A 14,719-nucleotide genomic window follows, 5' to 3' on the forward strand; every position below is an offset into this window, starting at 1 on the left:
ATATATCAAACTCCCTGCGCCTGCTGCATGTCGGCACATTTTAGTAACTTAAAGCGCCATTTAGAATTTACCTCATGAAAATACGCTATACCTGGTTGCTTGCCCTGGGCACGCTGGCCTCTTGCCAATACCTGCCCCTGCAGCGCAGCACCACCAGCACTGTGCAGCCCTCCAACAACAAGTTCGGCGATGTAACCCTGCAGCAAATCTATACTTTGCAGGACGAGCGCAATGCCACGGGGCTGCTGCCCTACCTCAGCAACCCGAATACCTCTTACCGCCGCCACGCCGCGCTGGCCTTTGCCTCTGTGCAGGATACCACTGCCCTGGATGCCTTGCAAAGCATGCTGGAGGACTCGGTTGCGTCTGTACGGGAAGCCAGCGCCTATGCCCTGGGTCAGATCGGCCATAACCGCTCCGAGGCGGAGATCATCAACAGGATTAAGGAGGAGCAGAACCCAGAGGTGCAGGCACAACTGCTGCAGGCACTGGGAAAGGTAGGCTCAGCCCAGGCGGCTGATTTTCTGGCCGCTTACAAAGCCACTACCCCCCATGCCCTGGCCGGACAGGCGTGGGGCATGTACCGCCTGGGCCTGCGCCAGCAGCAGAACCAGCAGGTAGTGCAGAAGGCCATCGAGCTGTTATCTCCCAGCACCATTTATGAGGCACGGCTGGCTGCCGCGCACTTTTTGGCCCGCACCCCAAAACTGGACCTGACGCAGTACCGCCGACAGCTGCTGAACGCCGCCACATCAGACAAGGCACCGGAGGTACGCATGGCTACCGCGCAGGCACTGGCCAAGGTCAGGGCGCTGGATAAAGCCACGTTTCTGTCTACCATCGTGCAGAGCGACCCCGATTACCGGGTGCGCCTGAGTGCGGTGCGCTCTATGAGCGGACTGGAGTTCTCCGAGATCAGCAAGGCCATACTTGCCGCGCTGCAGGATCAGAACGTGAACACGGCCGTGGCCACCTCGGAGTTTCTGCTTGCCAACAGCGCCGGCGTGCCGGCCCAGGCGCTGCTCAACGTGCTGCCCAACCTGCTCGATGCCCGCGTGCGCAGCAATGTGATCTGGGTGATCCTGAAAAACAGCCAGGTGCAGAACCGCGTGTACCTGAACCCGCGCTACAAGCAGCAGTACCAGAATGCCCGCACCGCCTACGACAAGGCACATTTGCTCAAAGCCCTCTCCGGCGACATCAACAACCATGAGTTTATAGCCGAGCAGGTGTTTGTGGCCGAGGAGCCCGTGATTGCCACCACCGGCATGGAGGCCCTGATCCTGATGCGCCAGCAGCCTGACTTCCCCAAGCGACTGGAACCTGCCTTTGCCGATATCTTCAGGCATGCCGTAGCCTCCGGCGATGTGGCCCTGGTGGGCATGGCTGCCGCCGCCATCCGCGACCCGAAGCTTAACCTGCGCAGCCAGTACAGCAGCTATACTTTCCTGAACCAGGCACAGCAAAAGCTGCAGCTGCCCCGCGATATGGAAACCAACATTGAGCTACAGAAGACCATTGACTACCTGAGCGGCAAGCAGGAAAGCCAAACGCCGCAGAACCCCTTTACCCATCCCATAGACTGGGAGCTGGTGAAAACCATCCATACCAACCAGCAAGTGCTGCTACGCACCGAGAAAGGAAGTATAACCCTGCAGCTTTTTGTGGAGGATGCCCCCGGCTCGGTGGCCAACTTCGTGGAGCTCACGCAGCAGGACTTCTTCAACGGTTTATACTTCCACCGGGTGGTGCCAAACTTTGTGGCGCAGGGCGGCGATAAGCGTGGCGATGGCTGGGGCAGCTCCGACTACTCCATCCGCTCCGAGTTCACCCCGATGCATTATTACGAGGGCTACGTGGGCATGGCCTCTGCCGGCAAGGACACCGAGAGCAACCAATGGTTCATCACCCACTCCCCCGCCCCGCACCTGGATGGGCGCTACACCATCTTCGCCAAGGTAATTGACGGCATGGACGTGGTGCACCGCCTGGAGGTAGGTGATAAGATAGTGGATGTAGAGGTGCTGGGCCTGCAGCCAGCGGTAACGAGTGCGGCCGAATAAGTGTAGTTGTTTTTTTATACTTTAAACTGATGCAGGAAGTATGGGCTGAGGAACTGCCGGTGGCGCAGGTGCGGATAGCCCGCCCCACCGATAAACTGCTGGAGGTAGCGCGTTTCTACTGCCAGGGCCTTGGCCTTGGCCTGCGCCTACTCGGAGGGTTTGAAAGCCACAGCGGTTACGACGGCATTATGGTAGGGCTTCCGGGGTTTCCGTACCACCTGGAGTTTACGCAACATGAACACGGCAGCCCCTGCCCTGCCCCCACCAAGGATAACCTGCTGGTGCTCTATATCCCGGATCAGCAACGTATAAACCTGATTGTGGCGCGCCTGGAAAGTATAGGATACCCGGCAGTGGAGCCTGAAAATCCCTACTGGAAGGCCAAGGGTGCCATTACCATAGAAGACCCTGACGGCTGGCGCCTCGTGCTAATGCCTGCCCGGGGGATAGGATAAAAAGAAAGGCTGCCCGGTAAAGGCAGCCTTTCATACTTCTAGGCAGGGAGGCTTACGAGCAACGCTCATAAGCCATATCTTCCGGCGCAGTAATCTTGGACCAGTCATTGATCAGGGTGACAAGCTCCTGCTGCAGCGAGCGGCTTTTGTCCTTGGCGTACCAGCCGTGCAGTTTCTCGGCAAACTCGTTGAAAGGCAGGTTCTGCTCCTTCATCTCCTGGTACAGTCGCTGGGCTGGCTCAGGGCGCGGGCCCCAGGTTCCCAGCACCTCCATCGTATCGGTTTTCAGGGCAATGAGTTTCGGAATAGAGCGCCCCCCGTTGGTCAGGTAGGCGTCCATCACATCCAGGTTCTCATCGCGCAGCAACAGCTTCACCTCTACCAGCGGGGAGGCATCGGCAATTTTCACAATGGTAGGCAGGCTCTGTGCCGCATCGCCACACCAGGCTTCCGTCAGCACCACCCACGTCATAGGCGTCTGCACGCTCAGCATCACCTGCACCATCTCATTTCCCAACACGGTTTTCTCCACACGGCGCATACGGTGCATGTTCATGCGGGTATAGGCCACCATAGCCTCAGAATGATCGTTGCCAGTGGTTTTGTTCTCAGCCAGCAGCTTGTCGATCATCTCGCGGTACTGCGTATAGGTGATAGCCTTTTGAAGGTGCTCGGAAGTGATAACTGAATTTGCCATTGTCGTATCTTTCATAATTGTTTCTTTCTTGATCAGGATATTAACTTTACTATATATTACAATTATATTCTTGAAATAGTTCCGCCGCCCCTGCTGCCTACCCTTCAGGGGCCACCCGCTCAGGTTAATTTCTGCGTAATCGGTCAAGTTGTTTGCGGCATCTGCCAAGTATGGTTTTTATCGGCAGCAATACCTTTGCAGCGTACCTTTAACCCCGATAGATATGGCTACGGACATCTCCAGATTTTTAGTGCTAGGCGGCACAGGCAGCATTGGGTATGCCTTTACACAGGAGCTTTTGCAACACTGGCAGCAGGTAGTGCTACTGGTACGAAACAGGCAGAAGGCACAGAAGTTATTTGGTCCCTGGCCCACGCTACAATTAGTGGAAGGAGACGCGCAGGACGTTGAACTGCTGAAAAAGCTGGGAGCAGCGGCAACGCACATTTTCCATGGGGTAAATTACCCTTACGGAAAGTGGGAAGGCAATATGGAGCGCGTAACGCAAAACGTGGTTGAGGCAGCGGCCATAAACAAAGCTACGATTTTTTTCCCAGGAAACATATATAATTTTGGATTAACCCGCACCATCACCGAGGAAACACCCCAAAAACCAAGCACTAAAAAGGGAGCCATACGGGTAAAGCTGGAGCAATTGCTGCGGCAGGCGGCAGCCCAAGGCAAGTGCCGTGTTGTTACGTTGCGCCTACCCGACTTCTGGGGCCCAAACGTGTTAAACGAAGGGATAGCGCCTATTTTTAGAGGAGCACTGAAGGGCAAGCCCATGCCCTGGCTCTACCGAAACGACATACCACACCAACTGGTCTACACTCCCGATGCCGCCCACGCCTTCTACGAGCTGGCAAAGCTGCCTCTGCAGGACGCCTACACCGAATATAACTATGCCGGGGAGGTGGTAGCAAGTATAAAGGAGTGGCAGGCACAGATAGCCCAGGCAGCGGGCACCGAAGCCTGGTATAAAGTATACCCGGGCTGGCTTTTCAGGCTGATGGGGCTTTTCTCCACAAACATGCGTGAGATCAGTGAAATGGGTTATCTCTGGCAAAACACCATCCTGCTAAACGACGACAAGCTGCGCCGTACGTTGCCCCATTTAAAGCGCACCCCAATGAAGCAGGCCATCGCCGAAACGCTGGCGTGGCACAGGGGAGTTTGAGAGTTTAGGAGTTAGAGAGTTGAAGAGTTAGAAAGTTGTAGAGGGCTACTGCTTTGCGTCTTTATACTTTCTGCCGCAAGTTTAGCCTAGCGTAGCTCGTGGCTACCTATGGCAGCAGTTTGAAACTGCTTTGCTTTGAGAAAGCAAAAGCTGCCAAGGCATTGGCTGTAGGCTATACTTTAGAGACTGCCGGTGTATAGATTGTTGGTGATAACACCAACAATGGCAGAAATGGCGGAACGGCGAAAACACCAGTAACGGTGGAAAAGCTTCGCCTTGGAAAAGCACGGACAGCAATGGCCTTTATACTTTAGGGGCCGCCAAAGTATAAAATTGGTGCAGGGCACAAGCGGAAGCTTGCGCCAGAAGTGTGCCCTGCCACTTTCTAACTCTTTAACTCTTTAACTCTCTAACTCTCTAACTCCTAAACTCCCCAACTCCTAATGTTTGCTTTTCTCGCCGGCAGTTACGCTGATGGGCAGGAAATTCTGCCTTGGCGGCAGGGGGCAGGTGGCGTAACCGGTAAACGCGCAGGGCGGTGTATAGGCTTTGTTAAAGTCGATGTAGGTTTTGCCACTGGCATCCGGCTTGGGCATGTAAAGGTAGCGGCCGGAGCCATAGGTATCGGTGCCGTTGGTTTTATCGGCGAAGATGATGAACAGCTCATCGCCCTCCTCCAGGGCATCCAGGCTATACTGCTGGCCCTCCACGGTAAACACCACCGCCCCCGGCGACGGCTCCTGCGAAGTTTGCCCCAGCACGTTCGTGATCGGGATCTGCTTTGGCAGCGGGTTCTGCTCCAGCCTTGCCTCCAGCCTCCACTCCGGCTGCACCGGGTAGCGCTCTAAGCCAGCGAAGCTCTTCCGCGCCTCGCTCTCGGCATCCCACAGCCTCACTGCGAACTTGTCGCCGCGCTTGATCACCACCCACTTCAGCGATCCGTAGCGCATTTCTGCCGGTTGCTCCATCTCGGCAGTATACACTACCGCCTCCTGCTGCACCGGCTCGCCGTTCAGCGTAATAGCAACGCCTTGGTTTACCTGCAGCTTCACCACATCGCCCTCCAGTATGAACTGGCCTGCCTGCTGGGCTATCGTCCCCTCCGGAAACACTATCTTGCCACCCTTGGCACTGCCAAAGCTGCTGCTGCCCGGCTCCAGCCAGTATAGCCCCGCCAGCGCTAACCAGCCGTCTTCCTTCTGCAGGTTCTCCACCCGCGTGGCGTGCCACTGGTCTATACTTGCCACGTAGCTGGAATCGGCTTCCGTAGCGGACTCCATACGTTGTGCTTCTATATCTGTTTGGGTTTGGGAGCAAGAGGAAAGTATAAAGCCGGCCAATGCGGCGGTAATAAGTAACTTTTTCATGGTGTTGGTAAAGTGGTTGTATCGGATGCAGGGGGCAAAGGTATGAACTTATACTGGGATTTATTCTGCCATTAGCCTGGCCCCTGCTGGGTAGGGAATTTGTTCTGCACGCTTATTCCCCTCCTGGGAGGGGTTAACCGGCACTAGAAAAGCTATTACTACGCTACAGCCATTCGCTGCCGGTAAGTGGCCGGGGGCACGCCGGTCCATTTCTTGAAAGAGCGGGAGAAAACACTTGGCTCCGAGAAACCCAGCAGGTAGGCGATGTCGGTGATGGTGCTCTGGTTGTCCTGCAGGTGCTTTAGGGCGATTTGCTTGCGCACCTCGTCCAGCAGGGTTTGGTAGGTGGTGCCTTCTTCTTTCAGCTTGCCCTGCAGGCTGCGCACGCTCATAGCCAGGCTGCGGGCCACGGTGTTTATACCTGGCTCCTCCCCCTTCAGCAGATGGACGATCTCACGCTGCACCCGCTCCCGTATTGTTTTGGGCTCGTGCAGCTTCTGCAGGTACTCCTCGGCATACTTCTCGAAGAACCGGTTCAGCTCAGGGTTGGCTGTTACCACCGGCAGCTGCAGGCAATCTGCCTCCAAGACAAGCCCGCTATACTTGGCAGAGAACACCAGCTCGGTCCCTGCAAAAATTCGCTCGTGCTCCTGTGTACTCTCCGGCTTTGGATAGGCAAACAGCACCTGTTTATACTTCAGTTCCTGCCCTACCAGCGCCGAGAAAGCGTTTTTATAAATCACCAGCTCCGAGTCCAGGGCGTTGCGCGGATGCTGCAGCGCGGGGCTTGCTGCCTGCAGTTTTACGAGCGCCTGCCTTCCCTGCACCTCCAGGCTTGTACGGATAGCGCCGCAGATAATATCCTGGTACTTGCACAGCTTCAGCAGCGATTCGTGCAGCGTGGCCGCGTTCATCATCACGTAGGCAATGGTGCCCATCGCGGTGGGGTTTATACTTTCGGCCACGTGCAGGGCCAGGTCCGGGTCCTGGGTGGCGGCGATGGCCGCGTTCCACAGCTCCTGCACCGTCTCCACCGGAATGCGGGCGTTCACATCCTGCACCAGCCGCTGGTCCAGCCCCGCCTGCCGGCAAATACCATCCACGTCCTGTCCCTGCTGGCGCAGCACGTGCAACAGCAACCCTACCGAAGGTGCTGCGAGCGAGTGGTCTTCCTGGTTCATAGGTACAAGTATAACGAAGGTAAAAATAATCATTCTCCTCCTCAGATACAGCTATATTTAAGGCAAAGTATAATTTGTTATATTTAGATGATGGAAATTTTTGATAAGCTGGACTCCTTCACCGGAAAAGCAGTCACCCAGGCCTTGGCCCTGCACGAGTTGGAGTTTGGCTGGCTGCAGCAGGTGGCCTTTCAAATAGAGGGAGTGTGGCTGGTGGTAGGGGTAAATGAGGAAACGGACGAGGTCATGCTTTCGATACTTCCGGAGCCGGACTTCAGGGCACTGGAGCAGCAGTTCAGTTTTACACAGATCTCGAACCAGCAGAAGCAGATCGCCTGGACCTGGCGCATGACCAACCAACATGGCTACGAAGACGGCTTCCAATTGGCGTTTGACGATGTGGAGGGAACACATGTGCAGTTGCTAGCGGAGGCATCGCAGTTAAGGCTTACCATTTTCCGGAAATACTGAAAACTATACTTCAAAACGATTACGGGCAGCTTCTCCCCTTCCTGCTGTTTTCCCGTGTAGTACGGCCACTGTTCTGCATCTTTATAAGCTGATAAATAAGAAAACTCCCACTCCAGCACTGCTTCCGCTGGTGCAAGCCTGTAGCCTTATCCTGTTCCATATCTTTTTCTGATTCGGCTTTTTAGGGTTAAACTATCCTCTTGAGGACAAATGAGAGCGTGAGTTCGAAACTTGCGACCGTAGGTTATAGGGGTGTTTACACCTGCAGATTCACCCGTTTTGGCGCACGCAAGCAGCCCGCTCTGTAGTTTTACACCCCTGTTGAGCGATGCTCGCAAACAGTGAACTCTCGTTCTTGTTTGTCCTCAAAGGGATAATTCTTCAGAATCAGAGCTTATTCTAGAAAAGTTATAGAACAAGATATGAGCTATAAGCTCCCACCAACGTAAGAGGGAAAACCCCATTTACACCCAATCCATGAAAACAGAAAAAGAAAAAATGCTTGCCGGTGAGTTGTACGACGCGCTCGACAAAGAACTCTCCGACGACAGGCTGCGCACCAGGCTGCTCATAAAAAAACTAAACGACTCCCGCGAGGACGAGGTGGAGGACCGCGCCTGCATTCTGAAAGAGCTGATACCCAACGCTCAGCAGGGATTATGGCTGCAGCCGCCTTTCTACTGCGACTATGGCTACAATATGGTTGTGGGCGAGCGGGTATTCTTCAACTTCAACTGCGTAGTGCTGGATGTGGCGCAGGTAACCATCGGCAGCAGAACTCTATTTGGGCCTAACGTGCAAATTTATACTGCCACGCACCCCATTAACCACATAGAGCGTGCTTCGGGGCTGGAGTACGCCAAGCCCATTTCCATTGGCGAGGATGTGTGGGTAGGCGGCAGTGTGGTAATTTGCCCTGGCGTAAGTATAGGCCATCGCTCGGTTATTGGGGCTGGCAGCGTGGTGACCCGCGACATTCCGGCTGGTGTGTTTGCCGCAGGCAACCCATGCCGGGTGATCCGGCATTTAGAAGAGGATTCGAGCAACTAAACGTTAAGGGCTATGACCATAACTGCCACTGTTAAAAACGCTTACGAACAGCATGAGGCAACCGTCTCTACCAACAGCGTGAGCAGGCAAGTCAGCTTACCTGCAAAACCAGAGGGATACGGTTCGGCAGTGAACGGAGGGGAACTGCTGTTCCTGGCGCTGGCCACCTGCTTTTGCAATGATGTGTACCGGGAAGCGGCCCGTAGAAACATGGCTATCGATCTGGTAGAAGTAATGGTTACCGGCGAATTTGGTCAGGAAGGAGAGCCTGCCACTAACATTACCTACGAGGTAAGCATTCTGGCGCCGGAACAATCGCAAGAGGAAATAGCATCCCTGACCCACCACGTAGACAAGGTAGCCGAGGTACACAACACCTTACGGAAAGGCGTACGTGTGACCCTAAAAGTATAAAGCGATGGGCTGGTAAATTCTTGTCAGCACCATCGCGTTATACTAAAACCGGCCGGGGCTTTACACGGTAAAGTAAGTCTCCAGCTCACGCAGCGTGTTTTCGTTTGTCTGCATGTCCTGCACCAGCTGGCCTTTCTCCAGGATCAGGATGCGCTCGCATACTTCGATCACGTGGCTCAGGTCATGGCTGGAGATGAGCATGGTCATGCGCTTCTGCTCGCGCAAGGTGCGCAGCAGGTTCTTCAGACGGATTTGGGAGCTGGGGTCGAGGTTGGCGAAAGGCTCGTCCAGAATCAACAGTTCCGGGTTGGAGAGCGCGGCGGCGGCAATGCCGATCTTCTTCTGGTTTCCTTTCGAGAAGTCGCGGATATACTTGCGCTGGTTCAGGATCTCGTCGTTAAACAAATCCATAAAGGGCAGCAGGCGCTCGGTTATGTCACCGTCCGAAAGGCCGTGCAGGTCGGCAATGAACTTGAAATACTCTTCTGCCGTGAGGTAGTCGATCAGGAAGCCCTCGTCCAGGTGAGAGCCAGTGTATGTTTTCCAGTCTTCCTGCTGCGCCACGTTAATGCCTTTGGAGAACACTTCGCCCTTGCTAGGCCGGATCAGGTCCAATATCAGGCGGAACAGCGTTGTTTTACCGGCACCGTTGTTGCCCACCAAACCAATCGCCTCGCCGGCATGTATCGTCAGCTCCGGTATGTTAACTACCACCGTGCCGTTGTATACTTTCTGTAAATCCTTTATCGTTAGCATATCTTTTGTTTTTAAACGCTCCTATTCAGACTGGCGGAAACCCGTGGCCAGTTTATACTTGTGCTTCACAAACCACAGAGCCGACCACTGCAGCAGTTGCTTCTGGAAAATCAGTCCCAGCAAACCCAGGCCTCCTATGGTTGCCAGGCCCACGTAAGGGGCCTCTATCAGTCCGAAGGGCAGGTAGATGAGCAACGGCACAATGATGAGCGGCAGCATCATCACAAACTTAGAGGCCCCCACGCCCTGCCAGTTGAAGGCCGAGCCACGGCTCATGTCCAGGCGTGAGGTGTTGTAGGCAGAGAAATAAAAGATGATAAACACATTCACCCCGATGTTGTAGAGAAGCGCCGCCGTGTTTATGAGGATGATCTTATAGCCGAGCAGGCCGTAGGGCAGCGTGATAAGGTAAGTGAGCAGCGTTACCGATACAAACATCCAGTACTTGGCTTTGAAGAACTGGTACGGCGAAATGCGCTGCGTGAGCAGGGCATCGAAATGCGCACTTTGCCAGCCCGGCACAAACTGCCCGTAGCTGAACATAGCCATGCCCGTCATCATCAAGCCCACAAAAATCAACATAGCGTAACCCTCCAAGTAAGGTTCTTTGTAGAAGATCATGCCATAGAAAAGTATAAAGACCGACATCATCAGCGTAGACTTCGGGCGTTTGTTGCGCCAGATCAGCTTAAGTTCCAGTTCTATCAGCTTGCCGGTCTCACCGAAGCGGCTCAGGAAGGCGATGTTGCTGCCCGATACCTGCGTCGCCTTGCGCACCTGCAGTTCCTCAGGGTAGGTGTTCTCCTTCAGGAAGCGGAAATTAAGAGCATAAGCTACAGCCAACAGCAGCAGGGGTACCGCTACCAGCCAAGGCTGCTGCAGCAACTGCCCAAACGCCGCCCGGGAGGCCTCATTCAACGAGAGCAGGCCGAAGTAATCGAGCAGCATCAGCCCCGAAACCACCACGCCGAAGGCCAGCGTGTACAACGGCTTAGAAGCCAGCTGCCGCTTAAAGTACAGCAGCACAAAGTTGTTGAACAGCGTGAGCGCCACCAGCGCCAGGAGCCACACCAAGGCTATACCCAGGCCATAGGCCGGCACCACCGCCGACACCATGAAGGGCACCATAAACAGCAACGGCAGCACGTTCAGGAAGCTGAAAACAGACTTAACCAGCACAAAGTGCACCAGCCTGTTTTTACCTATCGGCAGGTGCAGGTAAGGCTGAACCGCCAGCACGGGCAACTCCTGCAGCATAAACCGGAAGAAAAGGTCTATCAGGAAATAGTACAGCATGCCCCCGTTAAACACCACTATCGGGTCCTGGCTTGGGAACACTTTCAGCAGGATATCATCGATGTTGAAGCCCAGGAACAGGAAGATACCGCCGAAGTACAGAATCAGCAGCCCCATGATAATATTGAGCGCCAGACTCTTCTGAAAAATAGAAGAACGGAGATCGGCTTTCCACTGGTGTGTGAGTAAGGTTAACAGCATAGGCAGGAAGTAGGATAGCGTTTCTTAAATATACTTCAAAGCCCATAAAAGCTCTAACGCCTCCGCTATTATTTAGACAAACCCAAGGATAATTTATACTTACAAGGCCATGGTTTCGATGAAACAGGATTTTGGCGTCAGGTTCCTTAAGTGTGGCGTCCTTTTCCAACCACCCCTACCCCTCCTTAGCCAAGGAGGGGAGCCTGGAATTGCTTTAGCTGAAGTATAAAGTGCATAGTTGCTGCCGTTGCGCGGACAGGTCGCGACCTGTCCCTACAAAGTATAAACCCCGCCCCAGCCCCTCCGGGGAGAGGAATTATCTGCAAACGATTATCATCCCCCTTCCCCCTTCTAAGGAGGACTTTGAATGAAGTTACATTAGCAGCGGTCATCGAAATAATTTCCAGCCTTTGGGTTGAGCGCCTTGTGAGATTCCGGTGCCGAAGGCATTGCGACCGAAGGGTAGCAAAGGAAGGGAACACCGCGCGATGCCCGAAGGCGAGGCCTCCCGGCCTGGGAGGGCAGAAAGCTAGAGATGCAACGGTAGGTTGGTGGGAACTAGAGGATCAGCGGTAGCTAGTAAGAATAGCTTGGTTCCAGTTACAGGAAGCGGCGGCTCAGGGAAGTGTAGTGCAAGTATAAATGACACAGGTTACAAACTCGCGCCATCGAAAGGAGATGGAATCAAGTACAGCTCAAGAATAAGTATGACTAAGTTGGATACAAAGCCGCAGAAACAAGCATAAAAACAACAGCGGCGCTGAGGATACCCCCAGCGCCGCTGCTTATACTTAACAAAACAGGTGCTTAGTCTTTCACCTGCAGTTTAACTCTGGCTTTGCCTTGCTTCTTATCTACCTTAAACTCGGTTTTGCCTTGCTCCAGGTTTTGCTTTGCCTCTTCTACTACGGCATTCAGCAGCTGGGCCTGTGGCGTGGCGGCTTCTGCTGCTTTAGCCTCGGCAGCATCACCCGCACCTGGGTTCTCGCCATCCACGATCGTCATCTCGTTGATCAGGTTCGTGGCGCCTGCATACTTCTCGATCAGGAACAGCACGTAGCGCGAGTCCACATTGATGCAGCGCTTGTACTCCGGATCGTACACCAGGTCGCCGGTCATGGCTTCCCAGTTGCCGTCGAAGGCCAGGCCGATCAACTCACCTTTGCCGTTGATCACCGGGGAACCGGAGTTACCGCCCGTGATGTCGTTGTCGGTGATGAAGTTAACCACCAGCTCGCCTTTGGAGTTGGCATAGCGGCCGTAGTCCTTGGCCTCGTAGAGCTGCTTTAGCTTGGCCGGGATGATAAACTCCTCGTTGCTTGGGTCTTCCTTGGCCATGGTGCCCTCTAGGGTAGTATAATAGTTGTACAGTACGCCGTCTTGTGGGCTGTAGTCCTTCACGGTGCCATAGCTCAGGCGGATGGTGGAGCTAGCGTCCGGGTAGAACACTTTGTCCGGGTTCATCAGGCGCAGACCGGCCACGTACAGGCGGTTCGCCTCTGCCAGTTTCGCCTCGCTTTCGGCCAGCTTCGGCGCGATGTTGCTCCTGTAGTTGTCTACAATCGAGTTCACGATCTGGAAAGCCGGGTCGTTCTCCAGTGCTTTCTGCGTTGGGTTCTGCAGGAAGCTGTTCAGTTTCTGCTCGTTCACAACAATCGAGTTGCTGTACACGTGGTCGGCCAGTTTCTCGAAGTTGCCTTTATACTTTTGCACCAGCTTCTTAAAGGATTCCGGCTGCTGGTCTTTGGCAATGTCCTCGTGATAGGCCTTCATCAGGGCAGCAAACACTTTCTTATCAGCTGGCAAATGGTAGTCTTTGAAGAAGGCGTCTACGCGCGGCTTCACATCCTCGGCAGCTTTCTTGGCGGCAGCCGCATTGCCTGACTTCAGGGCAGTGTACACTGGCGTGAGGCGGTAAGCCATCAGCAGCGCTTCTGTGCCTAGTACTGCTTCATTCAGGTACACAGAACCCAGGTTATACTTTTCGATGTTAGCGTAAGCCTCCGCAATATCATTCAACACGTTGCCATAGGTGGCTTTGCGCTCGGCGTCGGCGTTAGCCCAGGCCTGGAACTTGTCCTCGTCCACAATCTTGCCCTCGATGGTGCGCATGCGCTTGATGCCCTCGTTCTGGCCGATAGAGTATTTGTAGTAGTTAGACGTAGAGGCATACTTGGAAGCATACTTGATGCGGGTGGCATCGCTCTTGTCCATCTCCTCTTTCCAGAGGTTCAGCTTCTTGTCGCGCAGCTTAATGCGGGAGTTGTTGAGTTGGTTCACCTCCAGTTTCAGGCCGTGCGAGGTCATAAAACGCTTGGTGCGGCCCGGGAAGCCAAATACCATCGAGAAATCGCCTGGCTCTTTGTCGCCGATATTGATAGGCAGGTGGTGGGCTGGCTTGTAAGGTACGTTCTCTTTGCTGTAAGTGGCAGGAGAGCCATCCGGGGCCATGTACACGCGGAACATGGCGAAGTCGCCGGTGTGGCGTGGCCACATCCAGTTGTCGGTGTCGCCGCCATACTTACCGATGGAGGAAGGCGGGGCACCCACCAGGCGCACGTCGGTGTAGCGGTTGTAGGCAAACAGGTAAAACTCGTTGCCGTTGAAAAAGTCGCGCACATACGTTACATACTTGCCGTTCTCAGCCGCTTCCTTGGCCAGGGCCTGCGTACGCTGTGCAATCAACTGGGCACGCTGCTCCTCGGGCGTGTTATTGTCGATGCCCTCCAGTACCTTTGCTGTCACGTCATCCATGTAGTGCAGAATGTCCACATACAGGCCTTCGTTTGGCAGCTCCTGGTCTTTCGAAGTGGCCCAGAAGCCGTTGGTCAGGTAATCTTTCTCAGGTGTGGAATGCGACTGGATCTGGCCGTAGCCGCAGTGGTGGTTGGTCAGCAGCAGGCCTTCAGGGGAGATGAACTCGCCGGTACAGAAACCACCGAACTGTACGATGGCATCCTTCAGGCTGGAGTTGTTAACAGAGTAGATCTCTTCGGCTGTCAGCTGAAGTCCCTGTTTTTGCATATCCGTGTGGTTGAGACGCTTGATGAGCATCGGCAGCCACATACCTTCGTCTGCCCTGGCCGCGAACGGCGTGCTCAGCGAGACTAAAAGTAGGAGTGAAAGGATTCTTTTTAACATGGAAATTTGTTTAGATTAGTTAAACCATGGCAAATTTAACAAAAAGTGCCACCTTTTGCCTACTTGTTACAAAAACCAAACCATGACCTGGATAATAAAGAAACTGGTGCTGGGCGTGGTGTGGGTATATCAACACATGATCTCCCCGCTCACGCCCGCCGCCTGCCGCTACACCCCCACTTGCTCGCAGTACGCAGTGGAGGCGGTGAACAAGTATGGCCCGTTTAAAGGCGGATGGATGGCGCTGAAGCGCATTGGGCGGTGCCACCCGTGGGGTGGGAGCGGGTATGATCCGGTGAAGTAAATTGTATAGACATCTTCCCCTTTTCTCGCGCAAGTCTTTTTTCATGGCGCAGGCGCCTGCTTGTGCCTTCATCACTTAGCTATTGCAGTTCCTCCGCTGGCGCGAGTTCGCAACCCGTGTCCTGTTATGGTGTCGGGTTTGCAACC

13 protein-coding genes are annotated in these 14,719 nt (G+C 54.4%); 7 read left to right on the forward strand and 6 right to left on the reverse strand.

Annotation, left to right across the window (positions count from 1 at the left end):
- Positions 1 to 74: 74 nt before the first annotated feature.
- Both OH144_RS14035 and OH144_RS14040 read left to right on the forward strand, forming a co-directional pair.
- Entirely contained in the window at positions 75 to 2,063 is a 1,989-nt protein-coding gene (locus OH144_RS14035) for a peptidylprolyl isomerase (protein ID WP_266202874.1), read from the forward strand.
- A 29-nt stretch (positions 2,064 to 2,092) separates the two neighbouring features.
- Positions 2,093 to 2,518: a VOC family protein gene (locus tag OH144_RS14040; RefSeq protein ID WP_266202875.1), complete on the forward strand. Its 426-nt coding sequence runs from the start codon at positions 2,093 to 2,095 to the stop codon at positions 2,516 to 2,518.
- 52 nt (positions 2,519 to 2,570) lie between these two features.
- Here OH144_RS14040 and OH144_RS14045 read toward each other — a convergent pair whose 3' ends face one another.
- On the reverse strand, positions 2,571 to 3,230 hold the full coding sequence (locus OH144_RS14045) for a thioredoxin family protein (RefSeq protein WP_266202877.1): 660 nt from the start codon (positions 3,228 to 3,230) through the stop codon (positions 2,571 to 2,573).
- A gap of 208 nt (positions 3,231 to 3,438) precedes the next feature.
- Here OH144_RS14045 and OH144_RS14050 point away from each other — a divergent pair, with 208 nt between their 5' ends.
- Positions 3,439 to 4,392 (forward strand): NAD-dependent epimerase/dehydratase family protein, encoded by a 954-nt coding sequence (locus OH144_RS14050; RefSeq protein WP_266202878.1) that lies wholly within the window; start codon positions 3,439 to 3,441, stop codon positions 4,390 to 4,392.
- 440 nt (positions 4,393 to 4,832) lie between these two features.
- Here OH144_RS14050 and OH144_RS14055 read toward each other — a convergent pair whose 3' ends face one another.
- Both OH144_RS14055 and OH144_RS14060 read right to left on the reverse strand, forming a co-directional pair.
- Entirely contained in the window at positions 4,833 to 5,759 is a 927-nt protein-coding gene (locus OH144_RS14055) for a DUF1684 domain-containing protein (protein WP_266202879.1), read from the reverse strand.
- A gap of 158 nt (positions 5,760 to 5,917) precedes the next feature.
- A complete protein-coding gene (locus OH144_RS14060) occupies positions 5,918 to 6,940 on the reverse strand; it encodes an AraC family transcriptional regulator (protein ID WP_266202880.1) in 1,023 nt (340 codons plus the stop codon).
- 87 nt (positions 6,941 to 7,027) lie between these two features.
- Here OH144_RS14060 and OH144_RS14065 point away from each other — a divergent pair, with 87 nt between their 5' ends.
- The 3 genes from OH144_RS14065 (at position 7,028) to OH144_RS14075 (ending at position 8,875) form a co-directional block, all read left to right on the forward strand.
- Entirely contained in the window at positions 7,028 to 7,411 is a 384-nt protein-coding gene (locus OH144_RS14065; RefSeq protein WP_266202882.1) for a DUF6334 family protein, read from the forward strand.
- A gap of 477 nt (positions 7,412 to 7,888) precedes the next feature.
- Entirely contained in the window at positions 7,889 to 8,461 is a 573-nt protein-coding gene (locus OH144_RS14070; protein ID WP_266202883.1) for a sugar O-acetyltransferase, read from the forward strand.
- Positions 8,462 to 8,473: 12 nt separating this feature from the next.
- Positions 8,474 to 8,875, forward strand: a complete 402-nt coding sequence (locus OH144_RS14075; protein WP_266202884.1) for an OsmC family protein — start codon at positions 8,474 to 8,476, stop codon at positions 8,873 to 8,875.
- 60 nt (positions 8,876 to 8,935) lie between these two features.
- Here the strand turns inward: OH144_RS14075 and OH144_RS14080 are convergent, their stop codons facing one another.
- The 3 genes from OH144_RS14080 to OH144_RS14090 form a co-directional block, all read right to left on the reverse strand.
- Positions 8,936 to 9,631 carry an ABC transporter ATP-binding protein gene (locus tag OH144_RS14080; RefSeq protein WP_266202886.1) on the reverse strand — a complete coding sequence of 232 codons (696 nt, stop codon included), beginning with the start codon at positions 9,629 to 9,631 and terminating at the stop codon, positions 8,936 to 8,938.
- 21 nt (positions 9,632 to 9,652) lie between these two features.
- Entirely contained in the window at positions 9,653 to 11,128 is a 1,476-nt protein-coding gene (locus OH144_RS14085; protein WP_266202887.1) for a DUF5687 family protein, read from the reverse strand.
- A gap of 807 nt (positions 11,129 to 11,935) precedes the next feature.
- Complete coding sequence (locus OH144_RS14090) at positions 11,936 to 14,269, reverse strand: S46 family peptidase (RefSeq protein WP_266202888.1); 2,334 nt, start codon at positions 14,267 to 14,269, stop codon at positions 11,936 to 11,938.
- Between the two features lie 82 nt (positions 14,270 to 14,351).
- On the opposite strand from OH144_RS14090, the gene yidD reads away from it, so the two are divergent.
- Complete coding sequence (gene yidD / locus OH144_RS14095) at positions 14,352 to 14,573, forward strand: membrane protein insertion efficiency factor YidD (RefSeq protein ID WP_266202890.1); 222 nt, start codon at positions 14,352 to 14,354, stop codon at positions 14,571 to 14,573.
- The last annotated feature ends 146 nt before the right edge of the window (positions 14,574 to 14,719 follow it).

This window comes from Pontibacter kalidii (assembly GCF_026278245.1).
In the GTDB taxonomy this organism is placed as follows: domain Bacteria; phylum Bacteroidota; class Bacteroidia; order Cytophagales; family Hymenobacteraceae; genus Pontibacter; species Pontibacter kalidii.